Annotated in this window: 16 protein-coding genes; 7 read left to right on the forward strand and 9 right to left on the reverse strand. The window is 39.1% G+C overall.

Features of this window, described 5'->3' with window-relative positions; all coding sequences use genetic code 11:
• The first annotated feature begins 164 nt into the window (after positions 1-164).
• From HMPREF1528_RS01180 to HMPREF1528_RS01215, 7 genes are all read left to right on the forward strand, one after another.
• The gene (locus tag HMPREF1528_RS01180) at positions 165-2,483 is read left to right on the forward strand and encodes an outer membrane beta-barrel protein (RefSeq protein WP_016478293.1); all 2,319 of its coding nucleotides are present in this window, start codon (positions 165-167) and stop codon (positions 2,481-2,483) included.
• Positions 2,484-3,565: 1,082 nt separating this feature from the next.
• Positions 3,566-3,994 carry an energy transducer TonB gene (locus HMPREF1528_RS01190; RefSeq protein ID WP_016478294.1) on the forward strand — a complete coding sequence of 143 codons (429 nt, stop codon included), beginning with the start codon at positions 3,566-3,568 and terminating at the stop codon, positions 3,992-3,994.
• 5 nt (positions 3,995-3,999) lie between these two features.
• On the forward strand, positions 4,000-4,236 hold the full coding sequence (locus HMPREF1528_RS01195; RefSeq protein ID WP_016478295.1) for a hypothetical protein: 237 nt from the start codon (positions 4,000-4,002) through the stop codon (positions 4,234-4,236).
• Positions 4,226-4,534, forward strand: coding sequence for a type II toxin-antitoxin system RelE/ParE family toxin (locus HMPREF1528_RS01200; protein WP_016478296.1), 309 nt, complete (start codon positions 4,226-4,228; stop codon positions 4,532-4,534). Before HMPREF1528_RS01195 ends, HMPREF1528_RS01200 begins: the two co-directional genes overlap by 11 nt.
• A gap of 5 nt (positions 4,535-4,539) precedes the next feature.
• Positions 4,540-5,439, forward strand: a complete 900-nt coding sequence (gene cysD / locus HMPREF1528_RS01205) for a sulfate adenylyltransferase subunit CysD (RefSeq protein ID WP_002674358.1) — start codon at positions 4,540-4,542, stop codon at positions 5,437-5,439.
• A gap of 108 nt (positions 5,440-5,547) precedes the next feature.
• Positions 5,548-6,042 (forward strand): TlpA family protein disulfide reductase, encoded by a 495-nt coding sequence (locus HMPREF1528_RS01210; protein WP_016478297.1) that lies wholly within the window; start codon positions 5,548-5,550, stop codon positions 6,040-6,042.
• A 66-nt stretch (positions 6,043-6,108) separates the two neighbouring features.
• Positions 6,109-6,774 (forward strand): DUF4377 domain-containing protein, encoded by a 666-nt coding sequence (locus HMPREF1528_RS01215; RefSeq protein WP_016478298.1) that lies wholly within the window; start codon positions 6,109-6,111, stop codon positions 6,772-6,774.
• Between the two features lie 74 nt (positions 6,775-6,848).
• On the opposite strand, the gene recA is transcribed toward HMPREF1528_RS01215, so the two are convergent.
• The 9 genes from recA to HMPREF1528_RS01260 all read right to left on the reverse strand — a co-directional run bounded on the left by recA (position 6,849) and on the right by HMPREF1528_RS01260 (position 16,607).
• Positions 6,849-8,018, reverse strand: a complete 1,170-nt coding sequence (recA, locus tag HMPREF1528_RS01220) for a recombinase RecA (protein WP_016478299.1) — start codon at positions 8,016-8,018, stop codon at positions 6,849-6,851.
• Positions 8,019-8,085: 67 nt separating this feature from the next.
• Complete coding sequence (locus HMPREF1528_RS01225; RefSeq protein WP_002674362.1) at positions 8,086-8,412, reverse strand: nucleotide pyrophosphohydrolase; 327 nt, start codon at positions 8,410-8,412, stop codon at positions 8,086-8,088.
• Between the two features lie 105 nt (positions 8,413-8,517).
• Positions 8,518-9,417 carry a gliding motility protein GldN gene (gene gldN / locus HMPREF1528_RS01230; RefSeq protein WP_009410502.1) on the reverse strand — a complete coding sequence of 300 codons (900 nt, stop codon included), beginning with the start codon at positions 9,415-9,417 and terminating at the stop codon, positions 8,518-8,520.
• A 14-nt stretch (positions 9,418-9,431) separates the two neighbouring features.
• Complete coding sequence (gene gldM, locus HMPREF1528_RS01235; protein ID WP_016478300.1) at positions 9,432-11,012, reverse strand: gliding motility protein GldM; 1,581 nt, start codon at positions 11,010-11,012, stop codon at positions 9,432-9,434.
• Between the two features lie 36 nt (positions 11,013-11,048).
• Positions 11,049-11,714, reverse strand: coding sequence for a gliding motility protein GldL (gene gldL / locus HMPREF1528_RS01240; RefSeq protein ID WP_002674368.1), 666 nt, complete (start codon positions 11,712-11,714; stop codon positions 11,049-11,051).
• A gap of 58 nt (positions 11,715-11,772) precedes the next feature.
• A complete protein-coding gene (gene gldK, locus HMPREF1528_RS01245) occupies positions 11,773-13,149 on the reverse strand; it encodes a gliding motility lipoprotein GldK (protein WP_002674370.1) in 1,377 nt (458 codons plus the stop codon).
• 276 nt (positions 13,150-13,425) lie between these two features.
• Positions 13,426-15,552, reverse strand: a complete 2,127-nt coding sequence (locus HMPREF1528_RS01250; protein WP_016478301.1) for a prolyl oligopeptidase family serine peptidase — start codon at positions 15,550-15,552, stop codon at positions 13,426-13,428.
• 79 nt (positions 15,553-15,631) lie between these two features.
• Complete coding sequence (locus tag HMPREF1528_RS01255; RefSeq protein WP_016478302.1) at positions 15,632-15,826, reverse strand: hypothetical protein; 195 nt, start codon at positions 15,824-15,826, stop codon at positions 15,632-15,634.
• A 199-nt stretch (positions 15,827-16,025) separates the two neighbouring features.
• Positions 16,026-16,607, reverse strand: coding sequence for an outer membrane beta-barrel protein (locus HMPREF1528_RS01260; RefSeq protein WP_016478303.1), 582 nt, complete (start codon positions 16,605-16,607; stop codon positions 16,026-16,028).
• Positions 16,608-17,094 lie beyond the last annotated feature (487 nt).

Below are 17,094 nucleotides of genomic sequence, written 5' to 3' on the forward strand. Positions count from 1 at the left end.
AAAAATAATCAAGAAAAGATAATTGATAATCAGCGTAATGAAAAAATAATGACATTATAACGCTATTTTTATGGTACTTTGTATTGCATAATACTTTTATTTGTTATATCTTTGTGCCGTGAAATTAAATAGTTTACATTTAGTAACCAAAAACCATACAAACAATGAAAAAGATTATTCTATCACTGCTATTGACAGTAACGGTAAATGGCTTTGCACAATCTTCTTTTAAAGGAACCTTGTTGAATACTGAAAAAAAGCCTGTGAGTGCTGCCAATGTGCTCCTAATGACTCTCCCCGACTCTACCCTCGTAAAAGGGGCAATAAGCAATCAGCGAGGTGTTTTTGAACTACCCAATGCCGCTGAGGGTAAAAAGGTGGTTATCAAAATTACGCATTTGGAATATCAAACAGAGGTGTTTACGCCCTCAGGGAGCAACTTGGGCACCATTGTTTTGACCCCTGCTACCAATCAGTTAGGAGAAGTCGTGCTAACAGCTCATCGCCCGATATTAGAACAAAAGGGTACGCGCATCAGTACCAATGTGGCGCAATCGACCTTGCAGAACCTACCCAAATCAGAAATGCTTATCAACTTCTTGCCTGGGGTGAGCACTTCCTACACCGGTGGAGGTTATGAGGTGTTTGGCAAAGGCAATCCTATCTTCTACATCGATAACCGCAGGGTGCGCAATTTAGATGAGGTGAATCAGTTATCGCCCAAAGATATTGAGAGCATAGAGCTGGAAACCCAACCTGGTGCGGAACACGATAATACGGTGGGTGCAGTAATTTATATCAAACTGAAAAAGAAACAAGGCGATGGACTGAGTGGGTCGGTTGAAAATGAAAATTATGTGTTAAAAAAAGGAGCCTTAATAACTACTTGGCTTAGTCTCAACTATCGCAAAGGCAAAACCGACTGGTTTACTACTATAGGCAACTTCAACAACTTCAACAAGAAAAATGCCGACATCTATCAGGATTTGCAAGTGCATACCCAAAGCAATGATTGGCGCGTGACAAGCGACGAAACTAACAGGAGTAATGCCAAAGGAATAAATGCTAAAATAGGGGTAGCTCACGAGATTTCGGACAAACATTCCATAGGCGCAAGTGTAAGAGGGAGTGTAGAACCTTGGGTAGGGCATAGGTTTAGCACCCAAGAAACCGCTACCTTCAAAAATAATCTTCTTACAGCCAAAGGGCTCAATGAATACGACCGCTTTAGCCAAGATAAAAAGTTAGGCATTAATGCCTATTACGAAGGTAAACTCACCGATAAACTGAAACTGCAAACCGATGTAGATTATATCGGTCAGCGTTCCGATAACACTTCCGATGTTGTGGAGCGCAACCTCCTCAGTGCAACCTCTCGCAATGTGCATACCCATTCCGACGCTGCTTCCGATTGGTGGGGACTCAAAACTACTTTCTTACAAACCCTTGGTAAGGGCGCTATAAACTATGGCGTAGAGGCAAGCGACCTGCATCGCACTGAGGACTATACCGATAATGTGCTTTCCGCTTCGGATATTAAGAATACTGAAACGCGTTCGGCTGGTTTTGTGAGTTTCTCTTACCCTATTAAAAAAGTGAATTTGAAACTCGGTACGCGTTACGAGTACGCCGACTTTGGTTATTACGAAAACGGACAAAAAAGCCCCGTAAAAAGCAAGACCTACCGCGATTGGTTACCCAATATTTCTATCGCATTCCCTTGGGATAAAACTCAACTGACCTTTAGTTATGCACGCAAAATTAAACGTCCGGCTTTTTATGAGCTCAGCGATTACAACACTTATAGTTCTCCTTTCTTGTACAATCACGGAAACCCATATATTGTGCCTCAGCTTACTGATGAATGGAATGCCTTGGCTACTTATGGTCCTATTTCGGCTTCGGTAAGTTATTCGAATATTCACAAAGGTATCTATTCCGATTACCAACTCTCAAGCATCAATCCCGATGCCGTTGAGAAAACCCTTCGCAATTACGACGATTTTAGCGTACTGAAATGCGTACTCAATGCTCAAACCCAAATAGGCAAATGGATGCCTAAACTCACCCTTACTTATGGAAAGCCTTTTGCAAGTAATGTGTTTTACACCAATGAAGGTAGGTTTATGGTAGAAATGATGAACCAAATTACTCCTACTGAAAATTGGTTGCTTTTGGCATTGTTTACCTATGCGAGCAAAGGTTCAAACCGAGAAGCTTACGCCTACAAGGATATGAGCGGAATAGTCGTAGGGGTTGCCCGTATGTTCTTCCACCAATCGCTTACGGTGTATGCTGTAGTTTTTGACCCCTATAACGGTCTCAATGAGCACACACGCGTACAAAATCCGTATATTAGCAATAGTACTGCTCAGAATTACAGCAATTTTGGATTTAAAGTAGGACTGAGTTACAATTTCAACACCACCCAAAGCAAGTATAAAGGACAAGGAGCGGGAGAAGAAGAGAAGAACCGACTGTAATTAGAAAATTAGAGAATGAGAAAATGAGAGAATTAGAAAATGAGAAAATGAGGAAATGAGAAAATGAGGAAATGAGAAAATTAGAGAATGAGGAAATGGGAAAATGAGAAAATGAGAAAATGGGGAGTGAGGTTGTATTAGAGGAATGAGGCTGTGCCTCAGAAATCAAACAAAATTTAAACAAAATCAAGGCTACGCCTTGTAAACCAGCAGAGGGATTGTTAGTTTATTCAACTTTGCCCAAGGTGCGAGCCGCACAGGCAGTCGTAGCACGACGGGCAATTAACTTTGGCAAAGTTTGGGATGAAAAAGCGATGTGTTGGGACTGTTAGGGGTGTTCGGAAGGAAACGGAAAAGTTCGGAAGAGGAGAGATAGAGTTTTTGATGGAAAAAGGGTGTAAGGAGGGTGGGGTTAGCTTATAGAGAGCTTATAGGAAGCTTATACGAATCTTGGACGATTGGTATAGAAAGGGTTTATAAGTGATTGACTCATAGTATAATACAACAAGGCTAAAAATGTTAAAAAAGAGGTTTCGAGGCGAAAGAAAGAGGAATAGGTGATAGGCCTTAGGCCATAGGCACTAGGAGGGAACCTCCCCCTTTACACATACTCCGCTTTTGCGGTGCACATACCCAGCTATCGCTGGCTACCTCAATGAGGGGGAATATAGTGACGGAAAAGGGAAGAAATGACGAATGACGAATGAAGAGTGACGATGTGGATTTCCTTTAAAGGGATAACATCCCCCTAGCCCCTTCAAAGGGGGAATGTAGTGACGGAAAAGGGGGAATGTAGTGACGGAAAAGGGGGAATGTAGTGACGGAAAAGGGGGAATGTAGTGACGGAAAAGGGGGAATGTAGCGACGGAAAAGGAGAAAAGAGCAGAAAACAATTGTTAAAAGGTAGTATATTTTTGAAATCAAAAAAAATGTACTACCTTTGTGCTTTCTAAGTTACGTTAGTTATCATAATTCTATTTTTGCTAACGTTACTATTATTAGCATTTTCTCGAAGAGTGGGAGCACAAGCAATGTCTCTCATCACCTGTTGATGACTATGTGGAACAAAATGAGCGAGACTGATGAAAACAATATATTTACTCACCGTACTATCCTTGTTAATAGGTTGTTTGAGTGTACAAGCACAAGAAAAAGAAGACGCTTTATTAATACCCGTAAAGCTTCCTTATTGTAGTATATTTGATACCTCAGCAAGAAAAATGGTAGATAGGACGGTGAAAGAATGTTTGGACTATTGGGTAGTAATGCACTTTGAATATCCTGAGAAAGCTCTGAAATGGGGCGTACAAGGGCAAGTGGTGCTTGACATAGTGATTGATAAGCAAGGGGTTCTAAAAATTAAAGGAGCTGAAGGAGGCGACCCTATATTGGAAAAGGCAGCTATAGACTTGTTTAAGAACTTTCCGCCTATGTATCCAGCTAAGAATATCAAAGGGGAGGCTGTGGATTGCTATTATAAGTATCCTATTAATTTCAGATTAAAAGATTAGTAATTATGAACACAACTGCACAATACATAAAAGATTCTGAAGGGAATGACATTTTAGCTGTTATTCCTATGGAAACCTATAATGAATGGCGTTTTGAGAAGGCTGATTTAAGTAATACTCAAGAGATTCCAGATTGGCATAAAGAGATTTTAGATGAAAGCTTAAAAGAATTTGAAGAAACTGGTGAAGCAGAAGACTGGGAGGTTTTAAAACTAAAATTCAAACAGAAATATGGCTTCTGACACATTTAGAGTAGGAAAAAGAGCTGAAAAAAATCTATCAAAGATATTAGATTATTATACTGATATTGATGAAAAATTAGCTAACCGCTTCTTCCAAGAGATAGATAAATGTTTTGAATACATAAAAGATTATCCTTATATGTTTACTAAAAGATATAGGGAAATCAGAGTGTGTTTTACCAAAGTATTCCCTTATGGGATTTATTATGTGATAAAAGTTACGCCTAAAAGAAAAACAACAACAATAACAGTGATAAATATTCTGCATACAAGCAGAAAAGTAAAATACAAAGAATAACAATCGTGAATAAAGAACATTTAAAACAATTAGAAGCTGAAAGTATTTACATAATGCGCGAAGTAGCGGCGCAGTTTGAGCGTCCTGCCTTGCTTTTTAGTGGGGGTAAGGACTCTATTACCTTGGTGCACTTGGCAATGAAAGCCTTTGCTCCTATGAAGATTCCTTTCCCTTTGGTACATATCGACACGGGTCATAACTTCCCCGAAGCACTTGAATATCGCGATGCCCTTGCTAAACGCATAGGTGCGGAACTGATTGTGCGACAAGTGGAAGACACTATTAAAGCGAAAGGACTTACCGAGCCCAAAGGTAAATTTGCTTCTCGTAACTGGTTGCAAACGCACACTTTATTGGACACTATTGAGGAATTTCACTTCGACGCCTGCATAGGAGGGGCGCGTAGAGATGAAGAGAAAGCACGTGCCAAAGAGCGCTTCTTTTCAGTAAGAGACGAATTTGGTCAGTGGGACCCTAAGTTGCAACGTCCGGAGCTGTGGAACATCTACAACGGTCGGATACAGAAAGGCGAAAACGTGCGGGTGTTTCCTATCTCGAACTGGACGGAATTAGACGTGTGGAATTATATTCAGCAGGAGAAAATAGCACTTCCTTCTATCTATTTTGCGCACAATCGCGAGGTGATTGAGTACGAAGGTAGACTTATTGCGGTGTCGCCTTTTATCCAGATAGATGAAAACGATACTATCCTAAACAAGCGTGTGCGCTATCGCACGGTAGGTGATATGACCTGTACTGCTGCCGTAGAGAGCAATGCAGCGACTCTTGAAGAGGTGGTGAATGAGATTACTGCTTCGCGTATTTCGGAACGCGGTGAGACCCGCATAGACGACAAAGTAACAGAAGCGGCGATGGAAGACCGTAAAAAAGGAGGATATTTTTAATGACTAGTAGTTAATGGTTAATTCTGATATGAAGAATTGCTTGTCGTACTACGACTTTGGTCAGGTTTTTGTATGAGCAAAGACAATAACTAAAAAACAAGATTACGAATGAGAAAAAGATTTTTATTTACAGCCTTAGCACTTTTCTTTTTGGCAACTGCGGAATCCTTTGCACAAGCGTTGCAACGCCATAACCTTGTACCTGAAATTAACTTACCACAGCCTAATGGTGAAAAGTTAGCGTTATCTTCATTACGTGGTAAATATGTGCTGGTAGACTTTTGGGCTTCGTGGTGTATGCCTTGCAAGAAGGAAAACAAATACCTCAAACAAGCGTATAAAGAGTTCAAAGGGAAGAATTTTGTAATTCTATCAGTATCGATAGATAGACCTAAGGATAAAGACACTTGGCAGGACGCTATCAAAATAGAAGGAATGGTGTGGCATAATGTGTGGGACAGCGATGGCAAAACCGCTGAGAAATATGGGGTAACGAGTATCCCTGCGCCTTTTCTCATAGACCCGGAAGGAAACTTATTGTCACAAGGAGATAACCTAAGAGCTAATGATTTAATGAAAACGCTGAAGAAATACATCAAATAGTCGCAACGCGACGGGCGTTTTTTGTTATATCGAATTAACATTAAAATAATATATAAAATATTTGCAATGAAGAAAATCAAGTTTATGATGCTACTGAGCGTAGCAATAGGATTGGGGAGTTGCTCTACCAGTACCCAAGCGGTATATTGGGTAAATAGCTCCCAGGTAGAAAGCAGTGCAGGAGCTGGCAAAATGCAATGCTTGCAAGTGTACAAAGGTGATAATTTAAGTAAAGCACAATGGGAGGCTTTTTGTGCTCCTATTGAAGGTTTTACCTTTGAAGAAGGCTACTTTAAGAAGATAGAAGTAAGCGAAAAACCGCTGAAGGACGCCTCCGCCGGTGCACCAAATGTTGCTTATACTTTGGTGCGCGAAATAGAAAAGGTGAAAGACTCTCGGTTTGATTTGCAAGGCGAATGGAAACTGGTGAGTTTGGGAGAAATGGCTATCACTCCTGAGACACAGCCTACATTAAAACTCAATATCAATGAAATGAAGGTGAACGGCTCTGACAGCTGTAATACCTTTATGGGAAGTATTAAAACCCTCACCGATAAAGAACTTGTATTTGGTGATTTAGCTTCTACACTAATGCTTTGTGCAGAAAAAATGGAGGTTGCTGATGCTTTTGGTATGGCTATGCAAAAGGTAAGACAATACCAACTAAAAGGAGACCAACTGTTGCTTACCGATAAACAAGGAGGCGTACTCCTTACTTTTGCAAAGAAATAGTTGTTTCAATTATTAAAAAAGAAAGGCTGTGCAGAGCGTTCTGCACAGCCTTTCTCAATTATATTGGTGTTTAACTAATCATCTTCTTCGTCATAGGCATCGGCTTCATCGTATTCCTCTTCAGAATACTCAGGTTCTACTGCCTTTTTATCTTTAGCCTTAGTACTCTTTTTACCTTTTTTAGGATTAGAAGAGAGTTCATTATGTTTAAGCCATTCGCGTAGTTCTACTTCTATTTGTTCAGCTATTTCTGGATTGTCGTTAAGCATTGCAATAGAGGCGTCACGTCCTTGACCTAATCGGGTGCCTTTATAGCTATAAAAAGCACCGCTTTTATCTACGATATCAGCCTCAACGCCTAACTCAAGAAGTTCAGCAGACTTAGAGATGCCTAAGCCAAACATAATATCGAAAGTAGCGGTTTTAAAAGGCGATGCTACTTTGTTTTTAACTATTTTCACCTTGGTTTTATTACCGATGATTTCGCCATTGCTGTCCTTAATAGCAGCACTTCCTTGAGGTCCTCCGTCTTTACGGATATCTATACGCACAGAGGCATAAAATTTAAGTGCATTACCCCCTGTTGTTGTTTCGGGGTTTCCAAAAGTAATACCTATTTTATCACGCAACTGATTGATGAAAATAACGATACATTTTGCTTTGCTAATACTACCGGTGATTTTGCGTAAAGCCTGAGACATTAGTCGGGCGTGAAGCCCCATTTTAGAGTCTCCCATTTCGCCATCAATTTCACCTTTGGGAGTAAGTGCTGCTACCGAGTCGATTACTACAAGGTCTACTGCATTGGAACGAATAAGAGCATCGGCAATTTCAAGAGCTTGTTCACCACTGTCAGGCTGAGTAATCAATAGATTTTTAACATCTACACCTAAGCGTTGTGCGTAAACAGGGTCGAAAGCGTGTTCAGCATCGATAAAAGCAGCTGTTCCTTTAGCTTTTTGTACTTCGGCGATGGCGTGCAGTGTAAGAGTTGTTTTACCAGAAGATTCAGGTCCATAAATTTCGATTACGCGCCCTTTAGGATATCCTCCAACGCCTAAAGCGGCATCGAGCCCGATAGAACCCGTAGAGTAAACTTCTACGTCTTCGACAGGATTATCGCCTAAGGCACGTACAGTTCCTTTGCCATAGGTTTTGTCTAATTTTTCTAAGGTGAGTTTTAGAGCTTGTTTTTTAGCCTCTTCTACACTCATTTCCTTGTTATCTTTTGTTGTTTTAGCCATTTTATACTACTTGTTTTAATAGGGCAAAGATACAAAATCTAATGATAAATACAATAATGTAGCGTAATTATTTTAGTTTTTCATTATTGTGATGACGGTCGTGGTCACGTTGTGTTTTTTTTAGCATCTTCTTATCAAAAGCCTCTTGCAAGTCAATCCCTGTTTGATTGGCTAAGCAAAGTACTACAAATACTACATCGGCAAGTTCTTCGCCTAAATCTTTGTTTTTATCACTTTCTTTCTCGGACTGTTCTCCATAACGGCGAGCAATAATACGGGCAACCTCTCCTACTTCCTCAGTGAGCTGTGCCATATTGGTAAGTTCATTAAAATAGCGAACACCGTGTTCTTTTATCCAATTATCAACTGCTAATTGTGCATTTTTGATATCCATAGTTTACAAATTTATTTTCTATTAAAAAACTGCTTTAAAAGAGCATTGCTTTTGATAGCAACGCTCTTTCAAAGCAGTTTAAAGAATATTTCTGTGAATTTAAAATTAGTTTGTCCACATATCTTGCTCTCTGTCGCGAATTTTCTCTTTAATTTTGTCAGCTTCTAACAATTGGAAGAGTGCATTATCAGGAAGGAATTCCTTGATTTTTCTGTCGCCGTATACATTCGCCTCTTTAAATATCACGGAACTGAACATTCGTGCATTTAAAACGTGGTCGAAAGAGACAGGGCGAGCATCATTCTTCCTATTAAAGGTTTTCGCTTCGTGCAAAATATCGCGTACTTGCGGATAGAATACCCAGAATAGAGGTACTAATGCCGACATAGTAGAGTCATCAGAATCTATAAAGTTTACGTCGGGAGCTACAGGAGCTAACGCGAGCAAACGATATTTTAATTCACCTTGGCGTTTGTCGAAATACCAAATACCTCTGATGTGGTACTGAGCGATATCTGCAGACTCTAAGTTTCTATGAGTTACATATTCAGGAGAAAGAGCTTCACCTGCGTTAAGTTGCTCATAGCCTACATCTAAAGTATCTACTTTTGATAGTGATGCTTCTATTGACTCTGCTGTTTTTGTTTGAGTAAAATAAGAATCTACATAGATATCTTGGATTTTGCCATTCTTGATGTTCTTCAAAAGTACATCATACAATGAGCGACGATAAGCATCTATTTCCAAGGTATCAGTAGGGAAAAGGAGGGGAAAGTTAGCTCTTTCGTTGAGGTCGATTACTTCCCATACCTCTACTGACCAAAGGATATCGCGGTCGTCCACATAGCCATAAGGTAGTGGTTTGTCATTATCAGCTTCTATTCGCGCTTCAGATTTAACACCTATTTCGCTTGCTACTTTTGCGTTTAAGATGTTTACCTGAGCTTTAGAGAGCTGAAATGCAAATACTGAAAGCAATAATAATATTATATTTTTTACGTGCATAATAATGGTTTGTCTTAGTTTGTTATTTCAACTACGATTGGTGATACAGGAGGCAATCTGAGCTCAGAGTTACCGATAATACTTGCTTTCACGTCAAATATCTGGATTTTATCACCACGTTTAGCTCTTAGAACAGCTGCTCTTGCTTGTTCGTTCATTCTGCTACCTTTCACGTATACACTTGGTTGTCCTGGAATGAACACTTTAAATTCGTTTACTTGTAGTTTCAAGTCGAAGTCGAAGTCTTCCAAAACAGCCATCACTGGCATTACAGATACGTTTGCTTTTGGTAATTTAGCGTTTCCTATTTGTCCGCCCAAGCTGGTTACAGCACGTGGGATATTTTTAATACGGAACATTTTAGAAGAGCTGAATTTTTGTCCTGCAAGCTCACCTGTTACGTGAATAGTAACTTCTCTACCTTGTCCTGGACGCATTACCCAAGCACCACTACCACTCGCTTTAGATAAACCAGGTGCTGATGCTGAAATTTTGTTATCAGGAACACCAGGCATAGAGATAGTGATAGGGTTAGCAACACCACGATACACTACGTTCATCTTATCAGCTGAAATAACTGCTGAGTTTGGTTTAGGAATTACAGAGAAAGATTGTGCTACAGGTACAGCAATACGTTTTCCGTCTTGGTCGAAGTACAAGTTACCTGTAATTTTGTGGTCACCTGTATTACCTGCTGAAATGTTTAATTTCACACGACCATCTTCAATGGTGTATTCACTTGTTCCTAACTTTCTACCGTCGATAGCGATGTCTACTTCATTAGGACGTGTAGTAGCGTCTTTTCTACCCAATACGATAGAACCATCGAATTTCTCACCTTGGTAATACGCTCCTTTACCTTGTTCAAGTAAAGTTGTATAGTTAGTCATTGAAACTTGTGATTTCAAACTACCAGCCAAAGCAGTATCGAAAAATTCTTGTTGAGTAGTTAAGATGTCTGACTGCATCATTGAGAGTTTTGCTAAAGTTGCAACGTAAGGAAACCCTTCAAAGTTAAAATTTAACCATTTTACGGTTCTGCCTTCTCTATTCTTTACGTCGTCAGTATTAAAGTTTACGCTTACTTTATCGACTAAAGCTTTATAAGCTGGATTATCTCCCAATACTTTTAATACTCCTTCGCGATAGGTTTTCATTTTTTCAATGAATTCACTTGCGTGAGCTTTAGCTTGTGCTCCCTCAGCAAAGAAATAATTGTCAGTAAAATCTGACTGATCCATTGCCTGATAGTTTCTTTGATTTACAGGAATGTCTTTTTGACCAATTACATCTTCTACTTTGGTTTTAATATCTTGGATATAGCTGTACAATCCATCTGATAGTTCCTTTATTTGTTTGGATTGTTCATATATCTCACCATATTGAGCTTGATTCTCATTTGCTTTATTTGCTAATTCGGCTAAAGCATTAGATGTGCCTTCATTAGCTCTTTTGTTTGATGATTCAAACTTTTGATTCACTAACCCGAATGCATCTAGTACTTGCTTGCCCATATTCAATGCGATCATCGCAAGGAATACTAAGTACATCAGGTTAATCATCTTCTGTCTTGGACTTAATTTTCCACCTGCCATAAGCTATTTTTTTAATAAGTTAATAAATAATTACTCTTATCGTGCGCCGCCCATTGCAGATAACATTCCTCCATAGATAGTGTTCAAAGATCTTAAGTTGTCTTTAAACGTAAGCATTTGCTGATTTAATGAATCTAAGTTATCAACAACACCTGCTTGTGCAGATACTTGTCTTTCTGTTCTTTCTAATTGTAATTTGTAAAGGCTGTTTAATGACTCTAAATTTGATGCTGCTGCTGAAAGCTCTTCACCATATTTGTGAGTAGCCACCATCGTATTAGCCACTGGAGCGATTTCTTTACTTGCTTCTGCGAAGTTTTCAATAGATCTTCCCAATGAACGCATCATATTCGCATCGATACGAGCCTCTGCTAAAATACCATCTAATTTTTGTGATAATGATTCTCTAAGAATCTTATCTTCTCCTGACTGTAAAGCCAAAGCTCCTTGGCGTCCTGATGGAGCACCTCCTTTTAGCTCAGGATAAACCAATGACCAATCGAACTCTTCATCTATTGGTTCAAAAGCTGAGAAGAAGAAGACGAATGCTTCTGTTCCCATCCCTACTGCTAACAATACGCCACCGCTGATACCTAAGATATCCACGTGCAAAATTTTGGCTAAGGCACCGATAATTACAACTGAGGCACCTATACCATAAACCATATTAAACAATTTCTTTGTTGATCTACTTCCTGCCATAAGACTTTTTTTTATTTGTTAAATTTATTAGTTAATTTGTTTGATTTTTCTTTTAATTCTATCTGTATCCTCTTGCTGATTTAGCCTGTTGTTTGTCGCTGATACCCATAAAATCTTGTACGGTACGGAACCCTATATAACTACGGGCTGAGTCTTGGTACTCATAATCACGAGTATTTACTTGCAACATAAAGGCAACGTCTTTCCAAGAACCTCCACGTATTACTTTACGGTGATTTTTGTCATCAAGTACGTTAGGATTCATTGTAGACATATATTCATATGAATTGGGGTCATATGAGGTGTTTGTCCATTCTGATACGTTACCTGCCATATTGTAAAGGTTGTAACCATTAGGTTCGTACGACTTAGCTTCTACGGTATAGAGTGCATTATCAACAGCATAGTCACCACGCATTGGTTTAAAGTTTGCAAGGAAACAAGCTCTATCATCATAGGTATAAGGACCTCCCCAAGGATAAGTACCTCCTGGCAGACCACCACGTGCTGCGTATTCCCATTCCGATTCGATTGGTAAACGGAAAGAGTTTACTGTGTAATCACCTTTTGATTTTTGATAAGAGTTTTTGTTAAGAGTACGCCATTCACAGAAGGCTTTGGCTTGAATCCAGCTAACGCCTACCACAGGATAGTCGCCATAAGCTTCGTGCCAAAAATAGTCGTTGTGCATTGGCTCGTTATAAGAATAGTTGAAGTCGCGAATCCATACAGTAGTATCAGGATATACTTTCACGATTTCCTCTTTAATGAAGTCTTTACGGTTACCGCGAGTACGAGCGGCTTTATCCATATCAAGCCATTGATATTTAAACTCGAACTTCTGAACGTCCATAATGCGTTTGCCGTTGTAGGCTTCTTCTTCGGGCAAATACATTTTGTCCATTACTTCCGAGTAGTATTCATCTGGGAATTTATTAGTGTCCCAAATAAGTGCTACTTTCTTGTTCAATTTTCGTGCTTTTTGGTCGCCATATGTGTTTTGAAGATACTGCTGATAAGCATTCATCTTCTCGGTGTTCGCATCTAAGTATGCATATTCACCGATACCTCCACTGCCTTGGGTCTGACCGGTTTGTTCCGCCATTTCAGCTAACTGAGTACGGATAATTGAATCGCGAACCCAATTCACGAACTGGCGATACTCACTATTTGTGATTTCGGTTTCGTCCATATAGAACGACCCCACGCTCACAGTTTTCACTGGTGCGTTAAAACTCGCAGTTTTATCATCATCGGAACTACCCATAATGAAAGAACCACTCGGAATAAGCGTCATACCGTAAGGAGCAGGCTGTTTCCAGCTCTTCCCCTTAACACCTACAAGCTCTCCTTTGCTGTCGCCACCGCCACGCTTACACGCAGCTAGTACTAATAGTACAAGTAGCATTACAAATATTCTTCTTGCCATAAACATTGTTTAAATTCACATTTAATTAGGGCGCAAACGTACGCATTTATTTTATACACACAAAATTTATTCAACAATATTTTTCAATAACCTACAAACTTTAACACTATTTTTACATTTTAACCCCTTTTACCCCTTGAAATGTAAAAAAAAAGTAAAAGAATGAGTTTACTTTTTACCCTATTTAATACTTCTTTTGTAAACACTTTTGGCTACTAAATAGTATAAAAAGCTGTGTAATATTGTTACGAAGCTATTTTCCTTTTTCCTCTCCCCTACTCTTTATCGGAGTGTTTTAATCCCCATATTCCAAAGAGTGAATGCTTGCAAATCGGCGTTTTGTTCTATAGTTTTGCTCACTGGTGTCCCTGCTCCGTGTCCTGCATTGGTCTCTATTCGTATAAGAATAGGGTTGTTGCCCGTTTGTTTAGCTTGCAATTCCGCAGCAAATTTAAAACTGTGAGCAGGTACTACTCTATCGTCGTGGTCTCCTGTTGTTATAAGAGTAGCAGGATAAACTACTCCTTGTTTTACATTGTGTAAGGGTGAATAGGCTTTTAAGTATTCAAACATTTCTTTGCTATCATCAGATGTGCCATAATCATAAGCCCAGCCTGCTCCTGCAGTAAAAGTGTGATAACGCAACATATCAAGCACGCCTACTGCGGGTAAAGCTACCTTAAACAGGTCGGGGCGTTGTAACATAGTGGCTCCTACCAAGAGTCCTCCGTTAGAGCCTCCTCTGATAGCAAGATATTGGGGAGAGGTGTATTTCTCTTTTATAAGATATTCAGCAGCTGCTATAAAATCGTCGAACACGTTTTGCTTTTGCATCTTAGTGCCTGCATCGTGCCATTGTTTACCATATTCACCTCCTCCACGTAAGTTAGGAACAGCATATACCCCCCCGAGTTCCAACCACACCGCATTGGCAACACCGAATGTAGGCATCAAACTGATATTGAACCCTCCATATCCATATAATAAGGTAGGATTTTTACCGTTGAGTTTGATTCCTTTTTTATAGGTAATCATCATTGGTATTTTTGTGCCGTCTTTAGAGGTATAAAACACTTGCTTAGATTCGTAGTGAGTGGCATCAAAAGCAATAGCGGGTTTCCAATAGAGTTCAGTAGCTCCTGTTGCCAAATCCATTTTGTATATTTGGGTAGGATATGCGTAATTGGTGAAACTAAAATAGGTGTGTGTTTCATCTTTTTTAGCATAAAAACCTCCCGCACTACCTATACTGGGGAGCTTCACTTCGCGAATGAGTTTCCCCTCGTAGTCGTATTGTTTTACCTGAGAAAGAGCATCTACCATATATTTAGCAAATAGATATTTGCCTGCGGTAGTAATACTGAGCACATTCTTGGTTTCAGGAATAACATCTTGCCAATGCTCTGGCTGTGGATTTTTAAAGTCTACTTTCACTAAGCGACCGTTAGGCGCATTGATATTGGTTTCTAAAAAGAGCATTGTGCCTTGGTTATTTACAAATCCTGTATCTCCATCGAAATTGTTGGTAATAGTTACCAAAGAAGATTTAGGATTAGATAAATCTTTTACAAATAGTTTATTACCTGAAGTCGCATTGGCAACCGAAATGAACAGATATTTCCCGTCATTGGATACTGTGCCCGACACATAACGATATTTCTCAGCTGGTGTACCACCAAAAATGAGTTTATCACTCTTTTGAGATGTGCCGAGTTTGTGATAATAAAGTTTGTGCTGGTCAGTTTTTGCTGATAGTTCACTCCCTTTGGGTTTGTCGTAGCTGGAATAGAAGAAGCCTTCATTGCCTTTCCACGCTACACTACTAAACTTTATATCTACTAAGGTATCTCCTATTGCCTTTTTAGTTTTCGCATCCAGCACTATCCCTTTACGCCAGTCGCTACCGCCTTCTGAAATGAGATAAGCTACTAACGAACCATCTTCGGAAAAAGCGACGTCTCCTAATGAAGTAGTTCCGTCCTTAGAAAAAGTATTCGGATTTAAGAAAATTTCTTCTTTGCCTTCTTTATCTTTGCGATAGAGCACCGATTGGTTTTGTAAGCCGTCGTTCTTGTAATAATAGGTATAATCGCCTTCGGTAAAAGGAGCGCTCAGTTTCTCATAGTTCCAGAGTTTCTCGAGTTTCTCTTTTATTGCTTGTCGATAGGGTATTTTGGAGAGATAACCAAACGTAAAATCGTTTTGCGCTTTTACCCACTGAGCGGTTTCAGCAGAACGGTCGTCTTCAAGCCAACGGTAAGGGTCAGCCACCTGAGTGCCAAAGTAAGTATCGACGGTATTATCCATACGTGTTTGAGGATAGTTCATCTTTTCGTCGTTAGTGTTGTTAGAGTTTTGGTTGCAAGCTACTAAAAGAAGTAGTGCTGCAGGAAATAACTTGTGTTTCATATTCAATTACTTTTATTAAACTAATATAGTTTTATCTTCTTAGGGTTGTTGAACTCAATTTTTGCAGTATGCGTCCAATCTATTTTCTTTTTCGTTGGCATAACAATTCTCTTGCTTCTCGCATTATTTCTTCATTAGAAACAACTAAGCCTAAGGCTTCTTCCTTGAGAGCCCATTCTATTCTTTGACGTTCTGCCTCTGTAAGTTTTTCTACCTTTTCTTCTATTTCAGGGGTAGGGGTATAAGATTTTTTTGTTAAAACATCTGTTCCCATTTTTCAAAATAATTCCAAGTATTACTTCTATTTAGTGCGTTTTACAATACGATAGTGCTACAGGGTCTGAGGGGGAATGAGAGGTTGGTCTTTAAATGCAAACGCCGTACTTTTCACTCTTAACTAAAAAAGGGTGCCTAAAAATATTGCTATTTTTAAAACACCCCATATTCTTAATTTAGTTATAAAATCTCTCAGCTTAGAAGAACAAAGCTACCCCGATACCAACACCAAATTTACCTGTTTTTTCAGAGTTATTAGTGTTTACTTTGTTTTTAAGGTTTAGATAGTCATAACCTAAATACCCTGTAAGAGCAGCGCCTTGGTTTACAAAGTAAGCAATACCTCCTTTTACACCAAAGAGTAACCCTCTTGATTTACTTTCATCACTACTTCCCACAGAATCCCAAGCATATCCTACTTTTGCTCCTACAAAAGGTGCTAAGTTGCCACCAATAGGAAAATAATAGTGTGCGTTAGGAGCGATTGCAAAAGTATTATGAGCATTACTTGCTCCTTTTACTTTTGTGTTTTGGTATTCTAAACCAAGTCCTACTGCTAAGTTGTTAATCACAAAATAGTTGAGATTAGGAACGAATTTAAAGGTATTGGTAGTAACATCTACATCTGTTGTAACATTATTTACTTTAGTAGAAGTAGTTACCTTACTTGTCTCATAAGAGAAAGACAAATCAGAGCCTACCATCCAGTTTCCTTTTTCAGTTTGTGCATATGTAGCGCTCGCAAAAGCAACTGCTACGATTAATAAAAATTTTTTCATACTATTCTATATTTTTATTGTTATTAATAAGGCAAAGGTACAACTTATTTTCGAATGTGCAATTTTTTTTAAAGAAATTTTTCGTTTTGTTTTAACTTTTAGAATGGTTATACCATAACATCTGTTCAAAATGTAATTCTAATTCTTAATCTCCTTTGCGGTATACACTTTGCCAAAGTTAATAACCCGCCGTGCTACGGCTACCCGTGTGTCCACACCTGTCCAACAAATCTAACCAGCAAAACGAGTGACATTAGGAGATAGCAACACTATAAACTCAATCAATATTCAACTATAATTTAATTATCCTTCATTGTAGAGCCACTGTAGAGCCACTGAAAACCCACTGTAGTTCCGCTTAAAGTTTATTTAACACCTATTCAAAATCTACAACACTGATTTACAATTACGTTTGTATCACAATCCGTGTAAATCCAGCAACGAAGTTACCCATCCGTGCTCATTACATTTGTCAATTATCAATTAT

The organism is Capnocytophaga sp. oral taxon 336 str. F0502 (assembly GCF_000411575.1).
GTDB lineage: Bacteria > Bacteroidota > Bacteroidia > Flavobacteriales > Flavobacteriaceae > Capnocytophaga > Capnocytophaga ochracea.